This is a genomic window from Streptomyces lacaronensis, from assembly GCF_047337785.1.
Classification (GTDB): domain Bacteria; phylum Actinomycetota; class Actinomycetes; order Streptomycetales; family Streptomycetaceae; genus Streptomyces; species Streptomyces lycopersici.
In genome coordinates this window covers 12,155,678-12,171,458 of record NZ_JBLHDK010000003.1, presented here as the reverse complement: position 1 = coordinate 12,171,458, position 15,781 = coordinate 12,155,678, and the positions used below count along the sequence as shown (strand labels likewise).

The following is a 15,781-nucleotide window of genomic DNA, read 5'->3' as shown; positions in this document are numbered from 1 at the left end:
GGCGATGGTGTCGGGGTTTTCCAGGGGGTGACAGCCGAAGACTCCTGGTGCGGGGAGGGGCGGCAGGCCGCGCAGGATGCGGTGGGCGTTGTTGATGATGGCGGCGCTTGCGTCGTCCTGGCGGAAGATGTGGGTGAGGTGGGTGCGGGGGATGTCGGGGACGGCGAGGAGGTCGCGCAGGACGCGGCCGGGGCCGACGCTGGGGAGCTGGTTGGTATCGCCGACCAGGAGCAGGTGGCATCCGGTACGGATGGCCGCGGTGAGGCGGGCGGCGAGTTGGACGTCGAGCATGGAGGCTTCGTCGATGACGATGAGGTCGGCGGCTTCCAGCCTCGTGGGCTCATCAGACCGGTCGGTCGGAGCGGGCGGGGAGCTGATCAGGCGGTGGACGGTCGTGGCCGGGTGTCCGGTGGTCTCCTCCATGCGCTTGGCGGCTTTGCCGGTGGGGGCGGCCAGCGCGATGGTGAGGCCCGCTTGGTCGGCGAGGGTGACCAGGGTGCGCAGGGTGTGGGTCTTGCCGCAGCCGGGGCCTCCGGTCAGGACCGACACCGGTGTGGTGAGCGCGGTCAGGACGGCCTGCTGCTGCTCGTCGGTCAGGTCCTTGGGGGTGGCCTGGGTGTACTGACCCGAGAGGTTGGGGACACGGCTGGCGGGTGGTTGTCCCTTGAGGGCGGTGTGTCTCCGGTGATGGTTGTAGGTGTGCAGCCATGCAGGGAACGCGTCGCGGCGTTCCTGCTCGCTGAGGTAGGGCTTGGCGTAGGCCCATTCGTCGAGGAGGGTGCGGTTGAAGCGTTCGACCTTCCCGTTGGTCTGGGGGCGGTAGGGGCGGGTGCGTTTGTGGGTGATTCCTGCGTCGGCCAGGGTGGTGGCCCAGGTGCGCGAGCGGTAGCAGGAGCCGTTGTCGGTCAGGACGCGCTGGACGGTGATCCCGGCCTGGCCGAAGAAGTTCTGCGCCCGGGTCCAGAATCCGGCGGCGGTCTCCTTCTTCTCGTCGGCGAGGATCTCGCTGTAGGCCAGGCGGGAATGATCGTCAACGGCGTTGTGTATGTAGCTGTAGCCCCCGCCGATCCGGTTCTTGCGACCGGCCTGGCGGCCCAGGACCTGATGGCCGCCGCCGTTGGGTATGTTGCCGAGCTTCTTTATGTCGACATGTACCAAGTCGCCTGGTGCGGCGTGCTCGTAGCGTCGGATGACGCGGCCTGTGGCGCGGTCCAGGTGTGACAGCCGGGCGATTCGGTATCGGCTGAGTACTCGGTGCACGGTGGCGGGGTTGAGGCCGAGCAGGTAGGCGATGCGGGCTGGGCCCCAGCGGCGCAGGACGCGGACTTTGATGATGCGCCGCTCGGTTCGTGTCGGCGTCTGACGCGGACTGAAGTACGGGCGGCTGGAGCGGTCCGTCATCCCGGCTGGGCCCTGCTCGCGGTAGCGGTCAGCCCACCGCTTCGCAGTGGTGGGCGAGACCTGGAAGCGCTCAGCCGCACGGCGCAGTGGCCATCGATCGTCGACCACGCACTGCGCCAAGCGCAGGCGGCCGGTTTCGGTCAGGGGTGCGTTGCGGTGGACCATGCCGGTCTTTCTGGCTCAGGGGATGACGATGGCCGGGTGCACGAGTGATGTCTCGTGCACCCGGCCGTGAGGTGGCGTCCGATCTGGTTCCCGACCGGAGGGGCGGGGTGAAGCCGGGAGCGATCGCCGGTGGTGGTGCGAGAGGGGCGAGGCACCCGCCGAAGTGCTGGTTCGGCGGGCACCTCGCCGCACTCAGGCCGGGTCGGCGGGCAGCGCCGAGTACGGGTGGACTTCGATCCGCATGGGCGGCTCGGCGAGGAGGTCGATGATCTCGTCGCGCAGCTCGTCGGCGAGCGGGCTGTTCTCGTAGGCGTCCTTGGCCTCGTGGCTGCGGAACACCTCCATGTTCCACAGCACGTCGGGGTCAGCGTCCTCGCGGGCGATGATGAACCGGTCGGAGGATCCCGACTTCTCCATTCCTTCGGTGGCCAGGGCGAACAGTTTGTCGCCGAGTCCGGGCTTGGCGCGCATCTTGATGAGGTAGGCGGGCTGGTCCTGCAGAGCCATGTCTGTCTCCTTCTGCGTCAGCGGCGGGGCGCTTGGCGCGAGCCGCCGCTCAACCGCTGGAATGTCGTTCCAGAACTAGTGTGGAACGACGTTCCAATTATGTCAAAATGGACGTGTGACACCACCACCGACGCGCAAGAAGCCCGAGCGACGCACCAGCCCTCTCTCCCGCGAGCGGATCGTCGATGCCGCTATCGACCTGCTGGACACGGCAGGCGAAAGCGGGCTGACCTTCCGGGCGCTGAGCGAACGCCTGGCCACCGGCCCCGGCGCGATCTACTGGCACGTGGCCAACAAAAGCGAACTCCTGGCCACGGCCACAGACCGCGTCGTCAGCATCGCGCTGGCCGCAGGGAAGACCGGGCAGCGGGGAGCGATACACGATGTCGCCCTCGGTCTCTTCGACGCGATCGAAAAGCACCCCTGGCTCGCTCCCCAGATCACCGCCCAGCTCTCCCACAACCCCACCGGCCCGGTGACGACCCGCATCTTCGAGGACATCGGCCGCCAGGTGTCCGCGCTGGAGGTACCCGCGAGCAGTTGGTTCACCGCGGCGTCCGCCCTGATGCACTACATCCTCGGCGCGGCAGGCCAGAATGCCGCGAACCTCGAACGCGCCCGCAGCCTCGGATCGGAAGCCGATCGCAGCGCCTACATGGACACCGTGGCGGGCGCATGGAAACAGCTCAGCCCCCAGGACTACCCCTTCACCCGAGCCGTCGCCGACCAAGGACTCGACCACGACGACCGCGCGCAGTTCCTGGCCGGTATCGACCTCATCATCGCGGGCGTCACGAGCAGCCCACCCGCCGCGTGAAGGCCGAGCCCGCATGATCCAAGCTGAGCTGCCCAGCTGCAGAGCATCGTCACCAACCGCTGTGGGCAGAACACCAGATCAAGCAACGGCGGAGCACGCTCACTGAGTTCGCACGGCGTACTGGATGGAGTGGCGGCGGCGCTTCGGCCCGGCCTCCGGCGCCGAGCCAAAGCTGAAGGACCCCTTCGGCCGGTACGTGCTGACCACGTTCACCAAGGGCACCAACATGGGCCGTACGAGGCGGCCAAGCACATCCCCGGCGTCATCGGGCACGAGCTGTCGCTGGCCGCCAACCGGCACTTCTCCATCGCGCTTTTGAACGAGGCCATCGCCGACGTCGTCAACGCGCACGCCGAGCTCGACATCTCCCAGGTGTGGGGCGACGGCTCCATCGTCGCCGCCGACGGCACCCACATGTGAATGCGGTGTGCTGCTCGATTCGGGTGTCGACAACCGCTCGGCCTTCTCATTTGCCCGCGTGGAGTTGGCGTATTCGCGACTGCACCTTGGGACAATCAGCTGTGTCTATCGTGAGGTTGCCTCGTCCACCAGCGCCGTCAGTTCGTTCACCGGCATGGAGCCGGCTTGTCTCCGCTCCCTCGCGAACGCGTTTGCGACGCGTTGGAGGGTGTCGTTCACCGGGGTCGGTACGCCGTAAAGGCGACCCAGGAGGGCGATCTCGCCGTTGAGGTAGTCGGCCTCGATGGTGCCGGTGCCGCGGGCGAGGCTCTGCCAGGTGGAGCTTCCGCCTCGCCCGGCGCCCTCGAGGGGCGCGAGGCGGATCCGGTCACCGCGGGCTTCCTTCTGTTCCTGATCGCCTGCCGCCGCGATGCCCGCCGCCTTGAGCACCGCCTCGCCCTCGTCCTGGGCTCGTTTGAGGAGCGCGATGCCTGCACCGGAAGTGACCGGCCCGGTGGTGGCCTCAAGGGCGTTGATCAGATTGGCGAGGAGTTTGCCGTACTTCCAGCGCATCACATCCGGCACGACGGGTGCGAGCAGCTTGGTCTTCTCCAGGACGGCCGCGATGTTACGGGCCGTCTCGTCGACGCCCGTCGGGTAGCGGCCGATGTGCAGGATGCCGGTATAGGGGGTGCCTGCGGCGGATACGGCGCCGGGCTCCACGTATGTCGACGGCAGCCAGACACACATTCCGTAGACGTGGCGGAAGCGGCGCAGGGCCATGCGTTCGCTCTCGACGCCGTTTTGCGCGCAGATCAGAGGGAGTCGCTCGGCGGCCGTGCCGCCGCCGGCCACCGGGCGGGGGCTCCAGGCATCGAGGGCCGCCTCGCTGTCCTGCGTCTTCACGGCGAGGAACAGCACATCGTCCGGCCGTAGTTCACCCAGTTCCTCCGGGTGCTGGATGACGGGCAGTTGGTGGGTACGGGTGCCGTCGGGTGTCGTCACCCGCAGGCCGCGCTCGCGCAGTGCCGTGTAGTGGGCGCCGCGAGCGACGAGCACCACGTCGTGCCCCACCTCCGCGAGCCGGCCACCTACGGTGCCGCCGATCGCCCCTGCTCCGATGATGATGTAGCGCATGAGATCAAGCTTTCTTGTTGCGGTGGTGCGAGGCGACGGCGGTTGAGACGGCGGCGCCCAGGGACAGGGCGGACGCGAATCCGATCATCGCGGCTTCGATGCCGATGTGGTCGATGGCGATGCCGAAGATGATGGCCGGAACGCCTATGCCGATATAGGCGATGACGAAGTACACGGCGAGCACTCCAGCGCGAGAGTCGGGGGCGGCCGCCGACATGGCGCGGTCGATGGCGCCCTTGAACAGCAAGCCGGAGCCTGCCCCTGACAAGGAGACAGCGACCAGATAGAGCCAGAGCGCGGGGTGGTTCAGGGAGAGCGCGCACAGAGCGAGACCGGCGGGGAAGGCCAGGCAGCCCAGCCGAAGGAGCCGCGGCAGGGGCAGACGCCCGAGCACCAGCTGGGCGGCCGCCGCGGAGGCGAACATGAGAAAGACCGCCACCCCTGCGACCAGGTGGGAGTCGATGCGCAGCGTGTCCTGGAGCACCTTGGCGCCCAGCGCGGAGGTCAGACCGAAGTTCGCGAAGGCGATGGCGCCCAGCATTCCGGCGGCGCCGAAGGCCACCCCGCTCCCGGGGCGCAGTGCGAACCGGGCGGCCGGGCGGGAGGTGCGCGGCGTGCGGTCCACGGTCTCCGGCGTGGCGAGTACCAGCAGCAGGCACACCGTCAGCGCGACGGAGCAGAGCGCCGGGGCGATGGTCAAAGGCACCGGAAGCCACTCCGCGACGATCCCGGCGACCAGGGGGCCCGCGGCCAGTCCGCCGAGGTTGGCCGCGGTCGCCACGATGCCGGGCAGCGGCGATCCTGCCTGCTCCGGCCGGGCCCGACGGTGGAGGTCGTGCAGATACGTCGTCGCTGTCGAGGCCATGGTCCCCATCGCGAGACCGGTGAGCACCCTGCCGACGATCAGGCCCGGCAGGGACTGCCAGGTGATCAGGACGACCGAGGCGACGATGCCGATCGCGAGGGCCGGCGCGACGACGCGGCGCCGTCCCAACCGGTCCGAGAGGTGCCCCAGGCCGAGAAACGCTCCGACGGCGCCCACGACCATAGAGGCGTACGCCACGGTGACCATGGTCGCGCCGAAGTGGTCCCGCGCCGCGTACAGCTGCCAGAGCGGGGTCGGCACGGTGCCGAAGGCCATCAGCACGGCGAAGGCCGTGGCCACGAACCAGAATCCGGCCGCGTACGAGGCGCGCCGGTTGCGGCCGGGCCGCGCCGGGGGTCTCGCCAGGGAAGGCGAGTGGGTCACGGCCCCGGGGGTCGGCTGGGAGGCGCCGCGACTGAGCGGCGCTTGGGCGGTGGACATGCGGATTCCTTTTTCGACGGGCGGATTGTGAGTGGGTGACTTCAACGGGGCGGCGGGGGACGGGTGAAGACGCGCAGGAAGAACTGGGCGAGCTGCCCGATCGACAGCGCGTACAGGAGCGTGCCGACGCCCACGGTGCCGCCCAGGGCGAAGCCCGCGACGACGACCACGACCTCGACCGATGTCCGCATCAGACGGATCGAGCGGCCGGTGCGCTGATGCAATCCCGTCATCAGACCGTCCCGCGGACCGGGGCCGAACCGTGCCGTGATGTAGAGACCGGTCGCCACGCCGTTGAGTACGATCCCGGCGCCCAGCACCGCGCCGCGAACCACGAGTCCGTGCAGGTGCGGCAGCAGGGCGAGGGTGCCGTCCATCGCCAGGCCGACGACGAAGACGTTGGACACGGTGCCAAGGCCGGGGCGCTGCCTAAGCGGGATCCACAGCACCAGCACCACAGCGGCGACGGTGATCGACACCACGCCGATGGACAGCCCGGTGAGCTCGGCCAGCCCCTGGTGGAGCACGTTCCACGGCTCAAGGCCGAGACCGGACGCCACGAGCAGTGCCGAGCTCGCGCCATACAGCGCCAGGCCGGCATACAGCCGCAGCAGGCGACGGCCGATCCGGGATTTCGTACCGGACGTGGGGTGCCTCATGGCAGTGGACCATTCCATGACGCTCCTCCCGGCTCTCCACGTGATCAGTGACTTCTCCATAGTCGCCACCAGCGAGAATCACTGCAAACGATTGTTTTTGCTGAACGCCATCAATCTGAGTGATACTGGTGGTATGGAGCTACGACAGCTGGAGCACTTCATCGCCGTCGCCGAAGAACTGAGCTTCACCCGCGCCGCCCAACGCCTGCACGTCGTGCAGTCCGGGGTCTCCGCCGCCATCCGAGCCCTGGAACGCGAGCTGGGCTGCCAGCTGTTCGAGCGGTCGTCGCAGGGCGTCGGGCTCACCGGAGCTGGCGCGGCTCTTCTCCCGGAGGCACGCGCCACCCTGCACGCCGCGCAGGTGGCACAGGATGCGGTACGAGACGCGCAGGGCACGCTGCGCGGCACAGTGAACGTCGGCGCCATGGCATCGGTCCAAGTGGTCGACCTGCCCGCCCTCCTCGGGCAGCTCCACGCCCTCCACCCGGCGGTCGAGGTACGGCTGCTCTTCTCGACCACCGGCTCGTCGGGCTTTTCCCAGGCACTGCTCAACGGCGACCTGGACGTGGCCCTCCTGGCGCTGCCGGGCCACCGGCCGGCTGGGATCGACGCACGCGAGCTGAGCACCACGCCCCTGGCCCTCGTCGTCCCCAGCGGCCACCGACTGGCAGAGCGTCAGTACGTGACGCTCGCCGACCTCCACGACGAATCGTTCGTGGACTCCCCACCCGGCCATGGCAACCGCGAAGTGGTCGACCGCGCATTCGCCACGGCCGGGATCGAACGCAAAGTGGCCTTCGAAGTCCCCGACTTCGCGATGGCGGCGGCTCTGGTCCGCAACGGCCTCGGTCTGGCATTCCTGCCCGCCTTCACAGTCCCCCGCATACCGGAACTACGGCTACTCGAAGTGCACGACTCCGACCTGCGCTGGACCACGTACCTGGGCACCGCCACGAACCGCCGCACGAGCTCGGCACTGCAGGCGCTACTGGACCTCGTCGACAGCCACGTACTTTCCCTGTGACCGACTGCGGCATCTTGCGCAGGAAGGCAGGACGGACACGGTCAGCAACGCGCAGACCCCGGCGCCGCCCAGCGGCAGGACCAGCGGCCGGTGTGGGCCATCGCGCACCGCGTGCTCACCGTCGACGGGGTCGACATGGCGCTGGATCACGGAGCCAATACGGTGCAGATCGATGCCGTGGCCTGGGATGAAGGCCGGTGGGCCGACCACGGCGGGACGCCCACCAGCTACGGCAGCAGCATGGCCGCGATGTCCGATCGCATCGCCCAGCAGCGCCGAGCCGGCCCGTCACCGCGCTCGATAGCGCCCGACCGAACCGGAACCGGCCGGTTGATGACCCAACCATGACCGAATGGCCGTCGCGGCCCGTCCGGGCTCACTGCTCTTTCGTCGCCCGCCAGAAATAGAGGGCACTCCGGATACTTCAACTGCGCCAGTCCGTCGGAAGCAATGGCGCTCACGGGCGGCAGGAGGGGTGTGTCAAGTTAACGGCTGATCTTGGTTGTTGAGTTACCGCTGGTCGGTGGGGGTGAGGCGGCCCTCGAAGGCGATCTGGAAGGCGTTCAGCGGCGCCTTCCAGCGCATCGTCCAGCGGCGCCGGCCCTTGCCGGTCGGGTCCGGGTCAGCTGAAGGTGCGGCGGTAGGTCTGCGGGCTGACGCCCGTGGCGCGTTTGAAGCGGTCACGGAAGGTAGTGGGTGAGCCGAAGCCGACTTGGCTGCCGATGCGTTCGACGGAGTGCTTTGTGGTTTCGAGAAGGTGTTGTGCCTGGCGGATGCGGGCTCGGTGGAGCCATTGGAGCGGAGTGGTGCCGGTCTGGTCGCGGAAGCGCCGGATCAGGGTTCGGGTGCTGGTCCCGGCGCGCGAGGCGATATCGGCGAGCGTGAGGTCGCGGGACAGGTTGTCCTGTAGCCAGGCGAGCAGCGCCTCGAGTTCGGCGCCCTGCGGTGTGGGGGTGTGGTCGTGGACGATGAACTGTGCCTGTCCTCCCTCCCGTTCGAGGGGCATCACCGACAGGCGGGCGGCGTCGGCGGCTACGGCCGAGCCGTAGTCACGGCGGATCATGTGCAGGCACAGGTCCATTCCCGCGGCGGCGCCGGCCGAGGTGAGGAACTGGCCGTTGTCGACGTAGAGGACGTCAGGGTCGACGTCGATGTCGGGGTGGGTGGCGGCCAGCAGGCTGGCTGCGCGCCAGTGGGTCGTGGCGCGTAGCCCGTCGAGGAGCCCGGTGGCAGCCAGAGGGAAGGTGCCCACGCAGATGGAGGCGATCCGGGTGCCGTCGGTGGCGGCCGAACGCAGCGCGTCGCGTACGGCGGGCGGGAGCGCGGCCGTGGGGTCGGTGACGCCCGGCACGATGATCGTGTCCGCGTCCTGCAGTCCTTCCAGGCCCCAGGGTGCGCGCAGGGTGAACGCTCCGGCGTCGATCTCGTCGTGCTCGGCGCACACCCGAATCTGGTAGCCGGGCCGCCCATCGGGCAGGCGGGTCCGGGAGAACACCTCGATGGGAGTGGACAGGTCGAACGGGATCACCTGATCCAGTGCGAGAACGGCAACGGTATGCATGGCCAGAACATACCCTGTCATCGGACTGGTTGAGTCAGGATATTACCCTAGAAATTCCATATCTGCGCAGCTCACGGCGTTCGGCAATGTGTTGGCATTATTCCGTTGAAACATGTCACTAGTGCCACTGGGCGGTCGCGGCGACAACCTGTTGACTTCGGAGCGTCGATGAAGAACGCCCCCGAAGGAATCGCCCATGCACATCCAGATCGTCCTGTTCGACGGCTTCGACCCGCTTGATGTCATCGCCCCGTATGAGGTGCTGTACGCCGGCGGCACGGCGTCGGACGGCGCGGTGACCGTCGAGCTGGTCAGCGCAGAGGGCCCTCGCGAGGTAGTGAGCGGCACGGGGGGACTGGTGCTGCACGCCACCGGCGCTCTCGACCCGGAGCGTGCCGACATGCTCCTCGTGCCCGGCGCCTCGGGACGGGTGGGCGAACCCGGCGAGGTCCCGGACGTGGAAGTGGGCGCCGGAGAGTGGAAGCAGGACGAGTTCATCCCGGTGCTGCTGGGCCGGACGCTGAATACCGAGCTGCCCGCGCTCCTCAAGCAGGCGATGGACGATCCGCACATCACGGTCGCCGCCGTCTGCGGTGGCTCGCTGGTCCTGGCCATGGCCGGCTTGCTCGAAGGGCGTCACGTCACCACCCATCACATGGGCCTGGACATGCTGGATGCCACCGGTGCCCACGCGGTCCGCGCCCGCGTCGTGGACGACGGCGACCTGGTCACCGGCGCCAGTGTCACCTCCGGGCTCGATCTGGGCCTGTACTTGCTGGAGCGCGAGGTGGGCCCCCGCATCGCGCACGCTGTCGAAGAACTCTTCGCCCACGAGCGGCGCGGCACCGTCTGGCGCGCCCAGGGGCCGACTCCCGCCACTCTCTGAGCACCCGGCCCGAGAGGCCGATCACCGGCTCATCACCTTCCTTGCACCGTCAGAAAGAGCATCACCATGCCCGTCGAAGGCACCTGGAATCTGTCCATCTCCACCCCCATCGGCAAGATCAAAGCCGTGGTAGAACTCCGCGAACAGGACGGCGCCCTGACCGGCGTCGCCCGCGGAGCCGACGAAGAAGTACCCCTCCGTGATGTCGCCCTTGACGGCGACCGGCTCACCTGGAAGCAGGCCGTCACCAAACCCATGCGGCTGAACCTGGCCTTCGACGTGACAGTCGACGGCGACATCCTGAAGGGCACTTCCAAAGCCGGCCGTCTCCCGTCCTCGAAGGTCACCGGCGAGCGCCAGACCGCCCCGGAGCACCAGGCGTGACCAAGTTCCTCCTGTCCTTGCACGTCGTGGCCGCTCTTCGGCTTCGCCACAGCCAGCAGCCTCGGCGTTCTCGGTGACACCTGGCTGATCGCCTCGATCCTGCTGACCGCCCTGGCCGCCGGCGTACTGGCCCTGCGGATCCTGCCCACCCAGGAACGCGCCTTGACTGAGGCGGCGGACACCGCCTCACCACCACCGGCTCACCTGGCGGCGGGCCGCCTTGCCATGCTCACCGGCGTCTTCAACCTGCTCTGGGCCACGGTCACGGTACTGATGATCATCCGACCCGGCTCCACGACAGGAGCATGACCGTGCGACCCCAGCCTCCACGCCACCTGCGCATCGCGGCTCACGCAGAGCTGATCTCACTGATCGTGATGCTGGCCAACGTATTCACTGTCCACCTCAAGCCCATCTCCTCGGTGATGGGCCCCACCCACGGCTGCGCCTACCTCTTCGTCGTGATCGCCACCTGGCGCTTCCCGAACGCCTCGGCCACGGCCAAGGTCTTGGCCCTGGTTCCCGGCGCCGGTGGGCTCCTCGCTCTGCGACAACTTCACCGCGGTGCTCCGGCCCGCACCAAGGCGGAAGGACCCCTGCCCTCATGAACCTTGTGTCTCCGATACTCATCGGCGTCATCTACTGCCTGCTGATGTCCTTGATCAAAGAACCCCACCGCCGCCGATTCAACGCAATCATGGTGGGCGGGGCCGGAGCCGCCTATCTGAGCGGGGGCGGGTTCGGTCTGTGGGAGCTCCCATTCGTCGCGCTCATGGCCTACGTCGCCTACCGCGGTCTGGAATCCTGGACCTTCATCGGTATCGGCTGGCTCCTCCACACTGCATGGGACCTGGCCCACCACTTCAAGGGCAACCCGATCCTTCCGTTCTCCCACGACTCGTCCCTGGGGTGTGCCATCTGCGATCCAGTCATCGCCTTGTGGTGCTTCCGTGGAGGACCGTCCCTCACTACGCACCTACGCCGCTGGCTCCGTCCCAGCCGCACTGCAAACCGCGCACACGATCACGCCTCCGCCACCTCCTGACCAGACCGCGCCGGCCTCGGAAGGCGCGTACTGCACAGCACTCAGATGCTGGCTGCTGAACGCCGTCAGCAGCCAGCATCTTCACCGCCAACGAGTGATCCTCGTGTGCAGCAAGGACAGCTCTCACAATGGCCGTCGAGCTTCGCCGGAGCATTGTGGGCACGCCCAGCTCACCGGCGACCGCTCAGCCGCTGATCGTTCCCGCCTCGCGGCGGCGGCATCGTCGGGTCAAGGAACAGGTCCCACAGCGCCCACACCGCCGAGTCCAGCAGGTCAGGTGAGTCCTCCGTCTCTCCCTGGCCGACGAACGTGGTCATCTGCTCCTCCAGCTCCGCGAACAACCGCGCCGCCCCCACGTGATGCACCCGCGCCTGCTCGTACAACTGCGCCACCGGAGCAGCCCGCGCCCGCTTCCCGCGCGTCGCGTGAACGATCCGCCAGTTCACCGTCGGGTCCACCTGCTCCAGCAGCGCGGACAGGTAGTCGCCACCGTTGTTCGCCTCGATGACCACGCAGTCCGCACGATGCTCGTGGTACAGCTGCGCGGCCCTCTTCATCGCGGCCGTCGGCGTATACCGATCCTGCTCCGCGTGCAGCACATATCCACGGGGCCGGTCGTCCCCGAACATCGACTCCACCGGAAACCCGCGCCCCGCCACCGTGAACGCCGTCATGTCCGCGTTCTCGTGGCTCTTGGTCGCCGGGTCCACGGCCACCACCACCCGCTGAAGGTCCGGCAGATGCCTCGGCCTCCGCTAAAAACCCTCGACCTCCAGCATCCAGCCCTGCCACAGCGCGCCCTCCACGTCCTCGAGTAGCTCGCCCGACAGCTCCTGCCGCCCCAACCTGGTGCCGGCGTGCTCCTCCTCCAACTCCTCACGGGCCGCCATGCTCAGGTTCGCGTCGTTCTCCGGCATGTGCCCGCGGGTCAGCACCATCCGAGGCGCAGCCCCACCCTCCCGGTGCGCCTTCTCCTGCGCCCGGCCACGCTCCACCAGCCGCTTCACGTGCGGGAGCGGCTTCGGCGTCGTGGAGATCACGACCTGCGGGGTGTCCGCCTCACGCAGGCAGAACCACAGCATGTCGTAGACCTCTTGCGCCGTGTGCCGCGACCAGGCCGCGTACTCATCCGCCCACGCCTTGTCGAACGCCCAGCCACGCAGGTTGTCCGGCGTCTCCGCACCGAACCCCCGAATCAGCGTGCCGTTCTTCAACCTGAGCGTCGTCTCACCCAGCGACGACGTGTACTTCGCGATCTCCTCGGGCGGGAACACCGACAACAGCCCGCTCTTGGGGGACTCGAAGCAGATGTCCCGCACGAGCGTCGCGTTCTTCGCCACCACCGCGATCTGCTGCCCCGGCGCCTTCGCCCACTCCCGCACCGCCTCCGCCGCTGTCCGTGACTTCCCCCAGCCACGGCCGGTGAGCAGCATCCACACCGTCCACAACCACAACGGCCGCCGCTGCGCCGCACGGGCATGGTGATGCAGCCACCCCGCATGAGGCAGCCCGTCGCAGTCCTCGACCTCGCACGCCCACCGCCGCGCCGACAGCTCATCAGCCCGCACCAGGGCCGCGACCTCGTCCTCGTCCGCCGGCACGGTGCCGTCCTGCACCATCCGGTCGATCGCCGCCCGTACGACGGCCGCTGTCTCCACTGGCAGATCCCGCACGCCGACCAAGGACTCGACCACGACGACCGCGCGCAGTTCCTGGCCGGCATCGACCTCATCATCGCCGGCGTCACGGTCAGCCCGCCCACCGCCTAGCAGCCGAGGGAAGGCCGAGCCCGCATGACCGAAGCTGAGCCGCCCAGCTGCAGCGCGCCGTCACCAACCTCTGTGGGCAGAACAGCTAGCTCCGCGCGGACCGGCAGCCAGCGTTCCAGCGCGGCCCGGGTCAGCGGCGACAGCTCGATGTGCTCGCCCTCGCCGTCCTGGTCGCCGCCACCGCGCTGCGGGTGGCGCTCGACGTACACCGCGGTGTTGCCCGCGGTGAAGTCGTCCAGGCGCAGGGCCACCAGTTCACCGGACCGCAGGGCCGCATCGAGGACCAGGGCGAGCACGGCGGTCAGCCGGATCGGGCCGGGCAGCATGTGCCCGGCGAGGTCCTGGTCGAGCTGGCGGCGCAGGGCCGCGAGGTCACCGAAGGCCGGGGTGGGCTGCAACGGCAGTGCGCCGCCGCCGAGCAGCAGCGCGGGCAGGCCGAGCGCGTCGCGCAGTATGTCCACGCGCCGGCGGATCTCGTTCGTTGCCTCCGACGTCGGCGGGCGCCGCCCGTCGACCATCCGGGTCCGCAGCGCGCCGGACTCCGCGAGCCGCAGGTACGGGTCGAGGGCCTCTTCCTTGAGGAGGCCAGCGTCCCGCTCAGCGACGCCGAACGCGCCGCCGTCGACGACGGCCGGGCCGCGCTCGACCAGCTGCTGGAACGACTGGTCGACGTTCCCACGCCGGCCGGGACGACGCCCCGCGAGATCGGCGTTCCGGCGACCGCGACACTCCTGCCGATCATCGCCGTCAACCAGGGCAAAGGCTGAAGTACTTGACAAAAGCCGCAGGTCCCAGCCGTCTCAGGCCGGGGCCGCTGGAATCGCCGATTCGGCGGCCCGGCGGTATTCGGCGTTGATGCGCTGGGCTTCTTCGAGCTGGTCTTCGAGGATGATGATGCGGCAGGCGGCCTCGATGGGGGTGCCCTGGTCGACGAGTTCCCGGGCGCGGGCGGCGATGCGCAGCTGGTAACGGGAGTAGCGGCGGTGGCCGCCCTCGGAGCGGAGTGGGGTGATGAGGCGGGCTTCGCCGATGGCGCGGAGGAAGCCCTGGGTGGTGCCAAGCATGTCGGCGGCCCGGCCCATGGTGTAGGCGGGGTAGTCGTCGTCATCGAGACGGTCGTACGAGTCGTCTGCTGTCATTGCACCTCTCTGTAGAACGCTTGGAGGGGCCCTGGTGCCATATGGCACCAGGGCCCCGAAGGAACTGCTACACCATCTGCCGACCTTGGTACTGCGCCGGCCTTCTGTTTCCGCAGACCCGACCTGAATGCTGTCGGGGGTGCGGGGATCGCGGTTGCTTGACCGGAGACCACCTCACTATCGATGTCCTGCGGTACCCGAGCTCAGTGATTCCGCCCGGGCGATCCTGATGGTGCCTGGCTCCTCCGTTTGTTCCCTCTAGGATCAATCACTTACCTACTGCTGGTACTGCTCTCCTGCGTACTGCTGGTGATGCGAACTGCTCTGTGGCCTGTGAGAGCGCCACTCTTCGGCAGCCAGCCCCGTCGCCCGTCCTGCGTCTGCTCTGGCTTAGAACCCCACTGCCGAACTTCCCGGTGCGCGCGTCCGCAGCCGACGCCTTCACCGAGGTGCTGCTCACCCTTCACTGCTGGGTACTGCTCACGGCGGCCCCTGATCACTGCGGGCCACCCGGTCCGGTCGTCAGTCCCGTCGCCGTCCTGCAACCACTCTGGCTTCGGAACTCCACCACCGCACCGTCCTGCGCACTGCAACTGCGTGTACTGCTGCCCGGCAGTTCATCTCTGCCGGGCCTTGCTGATCTCGGCTACGAGAGAAACCATAACCACAGCACCACCCAATGTCTACTCCGGCCGACATAGATTTCCGCGTGTTCGACGGTGAGGTAATAGGACCCTGCCGGGTTAAGGGGCGCTGGGCGGGGCACGAGGGACGGGTAGGCAGGACCGGGCATTGACGAGCCAGAGGCCAGGGTGAACCTGATGGACACGATGTGCGTCGGCGCCACGACCATCCGCTCCGCGACCGCCGTCGCCGACGCGCGCGAGACCGCCCGGGCCTTCCTCGAAGCCCTCCGGCAGCCGACCGTCGACCCAGAAGCGGCCGACACCGCCGTCCTGGTCGTCTCCGAACTCGTCACCAACGCCCTACGCCACGGCGGCGGCACCTATACCCTCCGCCTGGCCGCCCACCCCGACACCATCGAGGTGGCTGTCGACGACCCCAGCTCGCATGCGCCGCGCATGCGCACCCCGGCGCGGCGCCGGACCCTGTTCAGACGCCGCTCGACCGATTTCCGCGTCGTTCCGAGCTGCTGCGCGATCACCTCCTGGGTGGCCACGGTGGTGAGGATCGCCTCGCAGACCGCGCGCTCCTCCATCGACGCCTGCGCCAGGATGGTGCCCAACGCCTCCCGGAGCACGGTCTGCTCCTCGGGCCCGGGCGCGGGGACCAGCTCCCACATCTCCCACTCGGCGTCGTACACCGGGATCGTGTTGGGCCCCAGGATCTCGCGCATGCGCCGCCGGCGGCCGGTGGCCGGTGGCCGGTGGCCCACCGACGGTAGGCGTCCCGGAAGAAGCCAGAGCGATGGGCACGAGGAAGCTGGTCAGGTTCCGGCCGCCATTGGGGTCCCGCTCCTTCAGGCAGCTGGACAGGTAGTAGGGGATGGCCTTGCCCAGGCAGTCGAGCGCGATGTCCTCCCGGACGTCCGCCCTGCGCATGATCTCCTCCACCTCGGTGT

General features: G+C 68.7%; 19 protein-coding genes and 4 pseudogenes. 11 read left to right on the top strand and 12 right to left on the bottom strand.

The window, feature by feature from the left end; translation table 11 throughout:
* Positions 1-93: 93 nt before the first annotated feature.
* The 3 genes and pseudogenes from ACMTAK_RS52775 to ACMTAK_RS52360 form a co-directional block, all read right to left on the bottom strand.
* A pseudogene (locus ACMTAK_RS52775) lies at positions 94-585 on the bottom strand (ATP-dependent DNA helicase); the annotation flags it as partial.
* A 33-nt stretch (positions 586-618) separates the two neighbouring features.
* A pseudogene (locus tag ACMTAK_RS52365) lies at positions 619-1,566 on the bottom strand (IS481 family transposase); the annotation flags it as partial.
* 192 nt (positions 1,567-1,758) lie between these two features.
* Positions 1,759-2,073 carry a putative quinol monooxygenase gene (locus ACMTAK_RS52360; RefSeq protein ID WP_413812726.1) on the bottom strand — a complete coding sequence of 105 codons (315 nt, stop codon included), beginning with the start codon at positions 2,071-2,073 and terminating at the stop codon, positions 1,759-1,761.
* 115 nt (positions 2,074-2,188) lie between these two features.
* Here ACMTAK_RS52360 and ACMTAK_RS52355 point away from each other — a divergent pair, with 115 nt between their 5' ends.
* Both ACMTAK_RS52355 and ACMTAK_RS52350 read left to right on the top strand, forming a co-directional pair.
* A complete protein-coding gene (locus ACMTAK_RS52355; protein ID WP_413812725.1) occupies positions 2,189-2,890 on the top strand; it encodes a TetR/AcrR family transcriptional regulator in 702 nt (233 codons plus the stop codon).
* A 129-nt stretch (positions 2,891-3,019) separates the two neighbouring features.
* Positions 3,020-3,310: a Tn3 family transposase gene (locus ACMTAK_RS52350; protein ID WP_413812724.1), complete on the top strand. Its 291-nt coding sequence runs from the start codon at positions 3,020-3,022 to the stop codon at positions 3,308-3,310.
* Between the two features lie 105 nt (positions 3,311-3,415).
* On the opposite strand, the gene ACMTAK_RS52345 is transcribed toward ACMTAK_RS52350, so the two are convergent.
* From ACMTAK_RS52345 to yczE, 3 genes are read right to left on the bottom strand one after another with little or no spacing between them, the layout of a single operon-like run.
* On the bottom strand, positions 3,416-4,426 hold the full coding sequence (locus ACMTAK_RS52345) for a ketopantoate reductase family protein (RefSeq protein ID WP_413812723.1): 1,011 nt from the start codon (positions 4,424-4,426) through the stop codon (positions 3,416-3,418).
* Between the two features lie 4 nt (positions 4,427-4,430).
* A complete protein-coding gene (locus ACMTAK_RS52340; RefSeq protein WP_413812722.1) occupies positions 4,431-5,732 on the bottom strand; it encodes an MFS transporter in 1,302 nt (433 codons plus the stop codon).
* 41 nt (positions 5,733-5,773) lie between these two features.
* Entirely contained in the window at positions 5,774-6,391 is a 618-nt protein-coding gene (gene yczE / locus ACMTAK_RS52335) for a membrane protein YczE (protein WP_413812721.1), read from the bottom strand.
* Positions 6,392-6,524: 133 nt separating this feature from the next.
* Between yczE and ACMTAK_RS52330 the strand changes: the two genes are divergently transcribed.
* On the top strand, positions 6,525-7,415 hold the full coding sequence (locus ACMTAK_RS52330; protein WP_413812720.1) for a LysR family transcriptional regulator: 891 nt from the start codon (positions 6,525-6,527) through the stop codon (positions 7,413-7,415).
* Positions 7,416-7,526: 111 nt separating this feature from the next.
* Positions 7,527-7,763 carry a PI-PLC domain-containing protein gene (locus ACMTAK_RS52325; RefSeq protein ID WP_413812719.1) on the top strand — a complete coding sequence of 79 codons (237 nt, stop codon included), beginning with the start codon at positions 7,527-7,529 and terminating at the stop codon, positions 7,761-7,763.
* Positions 7,764-8,037: 274 nt separating this feature from the next.
* Here ACMTAK_RS52325 and ACMTAK_RS52320 read toward each other — a convergent pair whose 3' ends face one another.
* Complete coding sequence (locus ACMTAK_RS52320; protein ID WP_413812718.1) at positions 8,038-8,976, bottom strand: GlxA family transcriptional regulator; 939 nt, start codon at positions 8,974-8,976, stop codon at positions 8,038-8,040.
* 196 nt (positions 8,977-9,172) lie between these two features.
* Here ACMTAK_RS52320 and ACMTAK_RS52315 point away from each other — a divergent pair, with 196 nt between their 5' ends.
* From ACMTAK_RS52315 to ACMTAK_RS52295, 5 genes and pseudogenes are all read left to right on the top strand, one after another.
* Positions 9,173-9,862 carry a DJ-1/PfpI family protein gene (locus ACMTAK_RS52315; protein ID WP_413812717.1) on the top strand — a complete coding sequence of 230 codons (690 nt, stop codon included), beginning with the start codon at positions 9,173-9,175 and terminating at the stop codon, positions 9,860-9,862.
* 66 nt (positions 9,863-9,928) lie between these two features.
* Positions 9,929-10,246 carry a hypothetical protein gene (locus tag ACMTAK_RS52310; RefSeq protein ID WP_413812716.1) on the top strand — a complete coding sequence of 106 codons (318 nt, stop codon included), beginning with the start codon at positions 9,929-9,931 and terminating at the stop codon, positions 10,244-10,246.
* 30 nt (positions 10,247-10,276) lie between these two features.
* Positions 10,277-10,555: pseudogene (locus ACMTAK_RS52305) on the top strand (hypothetical protein); the annotation flags it as partial.
* Positions 10,552-10,854: a DUF3817 domain-containing protein gene (locus tag ACMTAK_RS52300; RefSeq protein WP_413812715.1), complete on the top strand. Its 303-nt coding sequence runs from the start codon at positions 10,552-10,554 to the stop codon at positions 10,852-10,854. The pseudogene ACMTAK_RS52305 and the gene ACMTAK_RS52300, both read left to right, overlap by 4 nt.
* Positions 10,851-11,291, top strand: a complete 441-nt coding sequence (locus ACMTAK_RS52295; protein WP_413812714.1) for a DUF6010 family protein — start codon at positions 10,851-10,853, stop codon at positions 11,289-11,291. The genes ACMTAK_RS52300 and ACMTAK_RS52295 overlap by 4 nt, the downstream gene beginning before the upstream one ends.
* A 170-nt stretch (positions 11,292-11,461) precedes the next feature.
* Here ACMTAK_RS52295 and ACMTAK_RS52290 read toward each other — a convergent pair whose 3' ends face one another.
* On the bottom strand, positions 11,462-12,013 hold the full coding sequence (locus ACMTAK_RS52290; RefSeq protein WP_413812713.1) for a phage terminase large subunit family protein: 552 nt from the start codon (positions 12,011-12,013) through the stop codon (positions 11,462-11,464).
* 33 nt (positions 12,014-12,046) lie between these two features.
* Positions 12,047-12,724 (bottom strand): terminase large subunit domain-containing protein, encoded by a 678-nt coding sequence (locus ACMTAK_RS52285; RefSeq protein WP_413812712.1) that lies wholly within the window; start codon positions 12,722-12,724, stop codon positions 12,047-12,049.
* 66 nt (positions 12,725-12,790) lie between these two features.
* On the opposite strand from ACMTAK_RS52285, the gene ACMTAK_RS52280 reads away from it, so the two are divergent.
* Positions 12,791-13,060 carry a hypothetical protein gene (locus ACMTAK_RS52280; RefSeq protein WP_413812711.1) on the top strand — a complete coding sequence of 90 codons (270 nt, stop codon included), beginning with the start codon at positions 12,791-12,793 and terminating at the stop codon, positions 13,058-13,060.
* On the opposite strand, the gene ACMTAK_RS52275 is transcribed toward ACMTAK_RS52280, so the two are convergent.
* Together ACMTAK_RS52275 and ACMTAK_RS52270 are read right to left on the bottom strand one after the other, a co-directional pair.
* The gene (locus tag ACMTAK_RS52275; protein WP_413812710.1) at positions 13,057-13,839 is read right to left on the bottom strand and encodes a hypothetical protein; all 783 of its coding nucleotides are present in this window, start codon (positions 13,837-13,839) and stop codon (positions 13,057-13,059) included. The two genes, ACMTAK_RS52280 and ACMTAK_RS52275, sit on opposite strands and share 4 nt — an antisense overlap.
* Before the next feature lie 21 nt (positions 13,840-13,860).
* On the bottom strand, positions 13,861-14,199 hold the full coding sequence (locus ACMTAK_RS52270) for a MerR family transcriptional regulator (RefSeq protein ID WP_413812709.1): 339 nt from the start codon (positions 14,197-14,199) through the stop codon (positions 13,861-13,863).
* Between the two features lie 821 nt (positions 14,200-15,020).
* Here ACMTAK_RS52270 and ACMTAK_RS52265 point away from each other — a divergent pair.
* Positions 15,021-15,293 (top strand): annotated as a pseudogene (locus ACMTAK_RS52265) (ATP-binding protein); the annotation flags it as partial.
* Here ACMTAK_RS52265 and ACMTAK_RS52260 read toward each other — a convergent pair.
* Positions 15,206-15,556 carry a hypothetical protein gene (locus ACMTAK_RS52260; protein ID WP_413813298.1) on the bottom strand — a complete coding sequence of 117 codons (351 nt, stop codon included), beginning with the start codon at positions 15,554-15,556 and terminating at the stop codon, positions 15,206-15,208. The pseudogene ACMTAK_RS52265 and the gene ACMTAK_RS52260 overlap by 88 nt on opposite strands.
* Between the last annotated feature and the right edge of the window lie 225 nt (positions 15,557-15,781).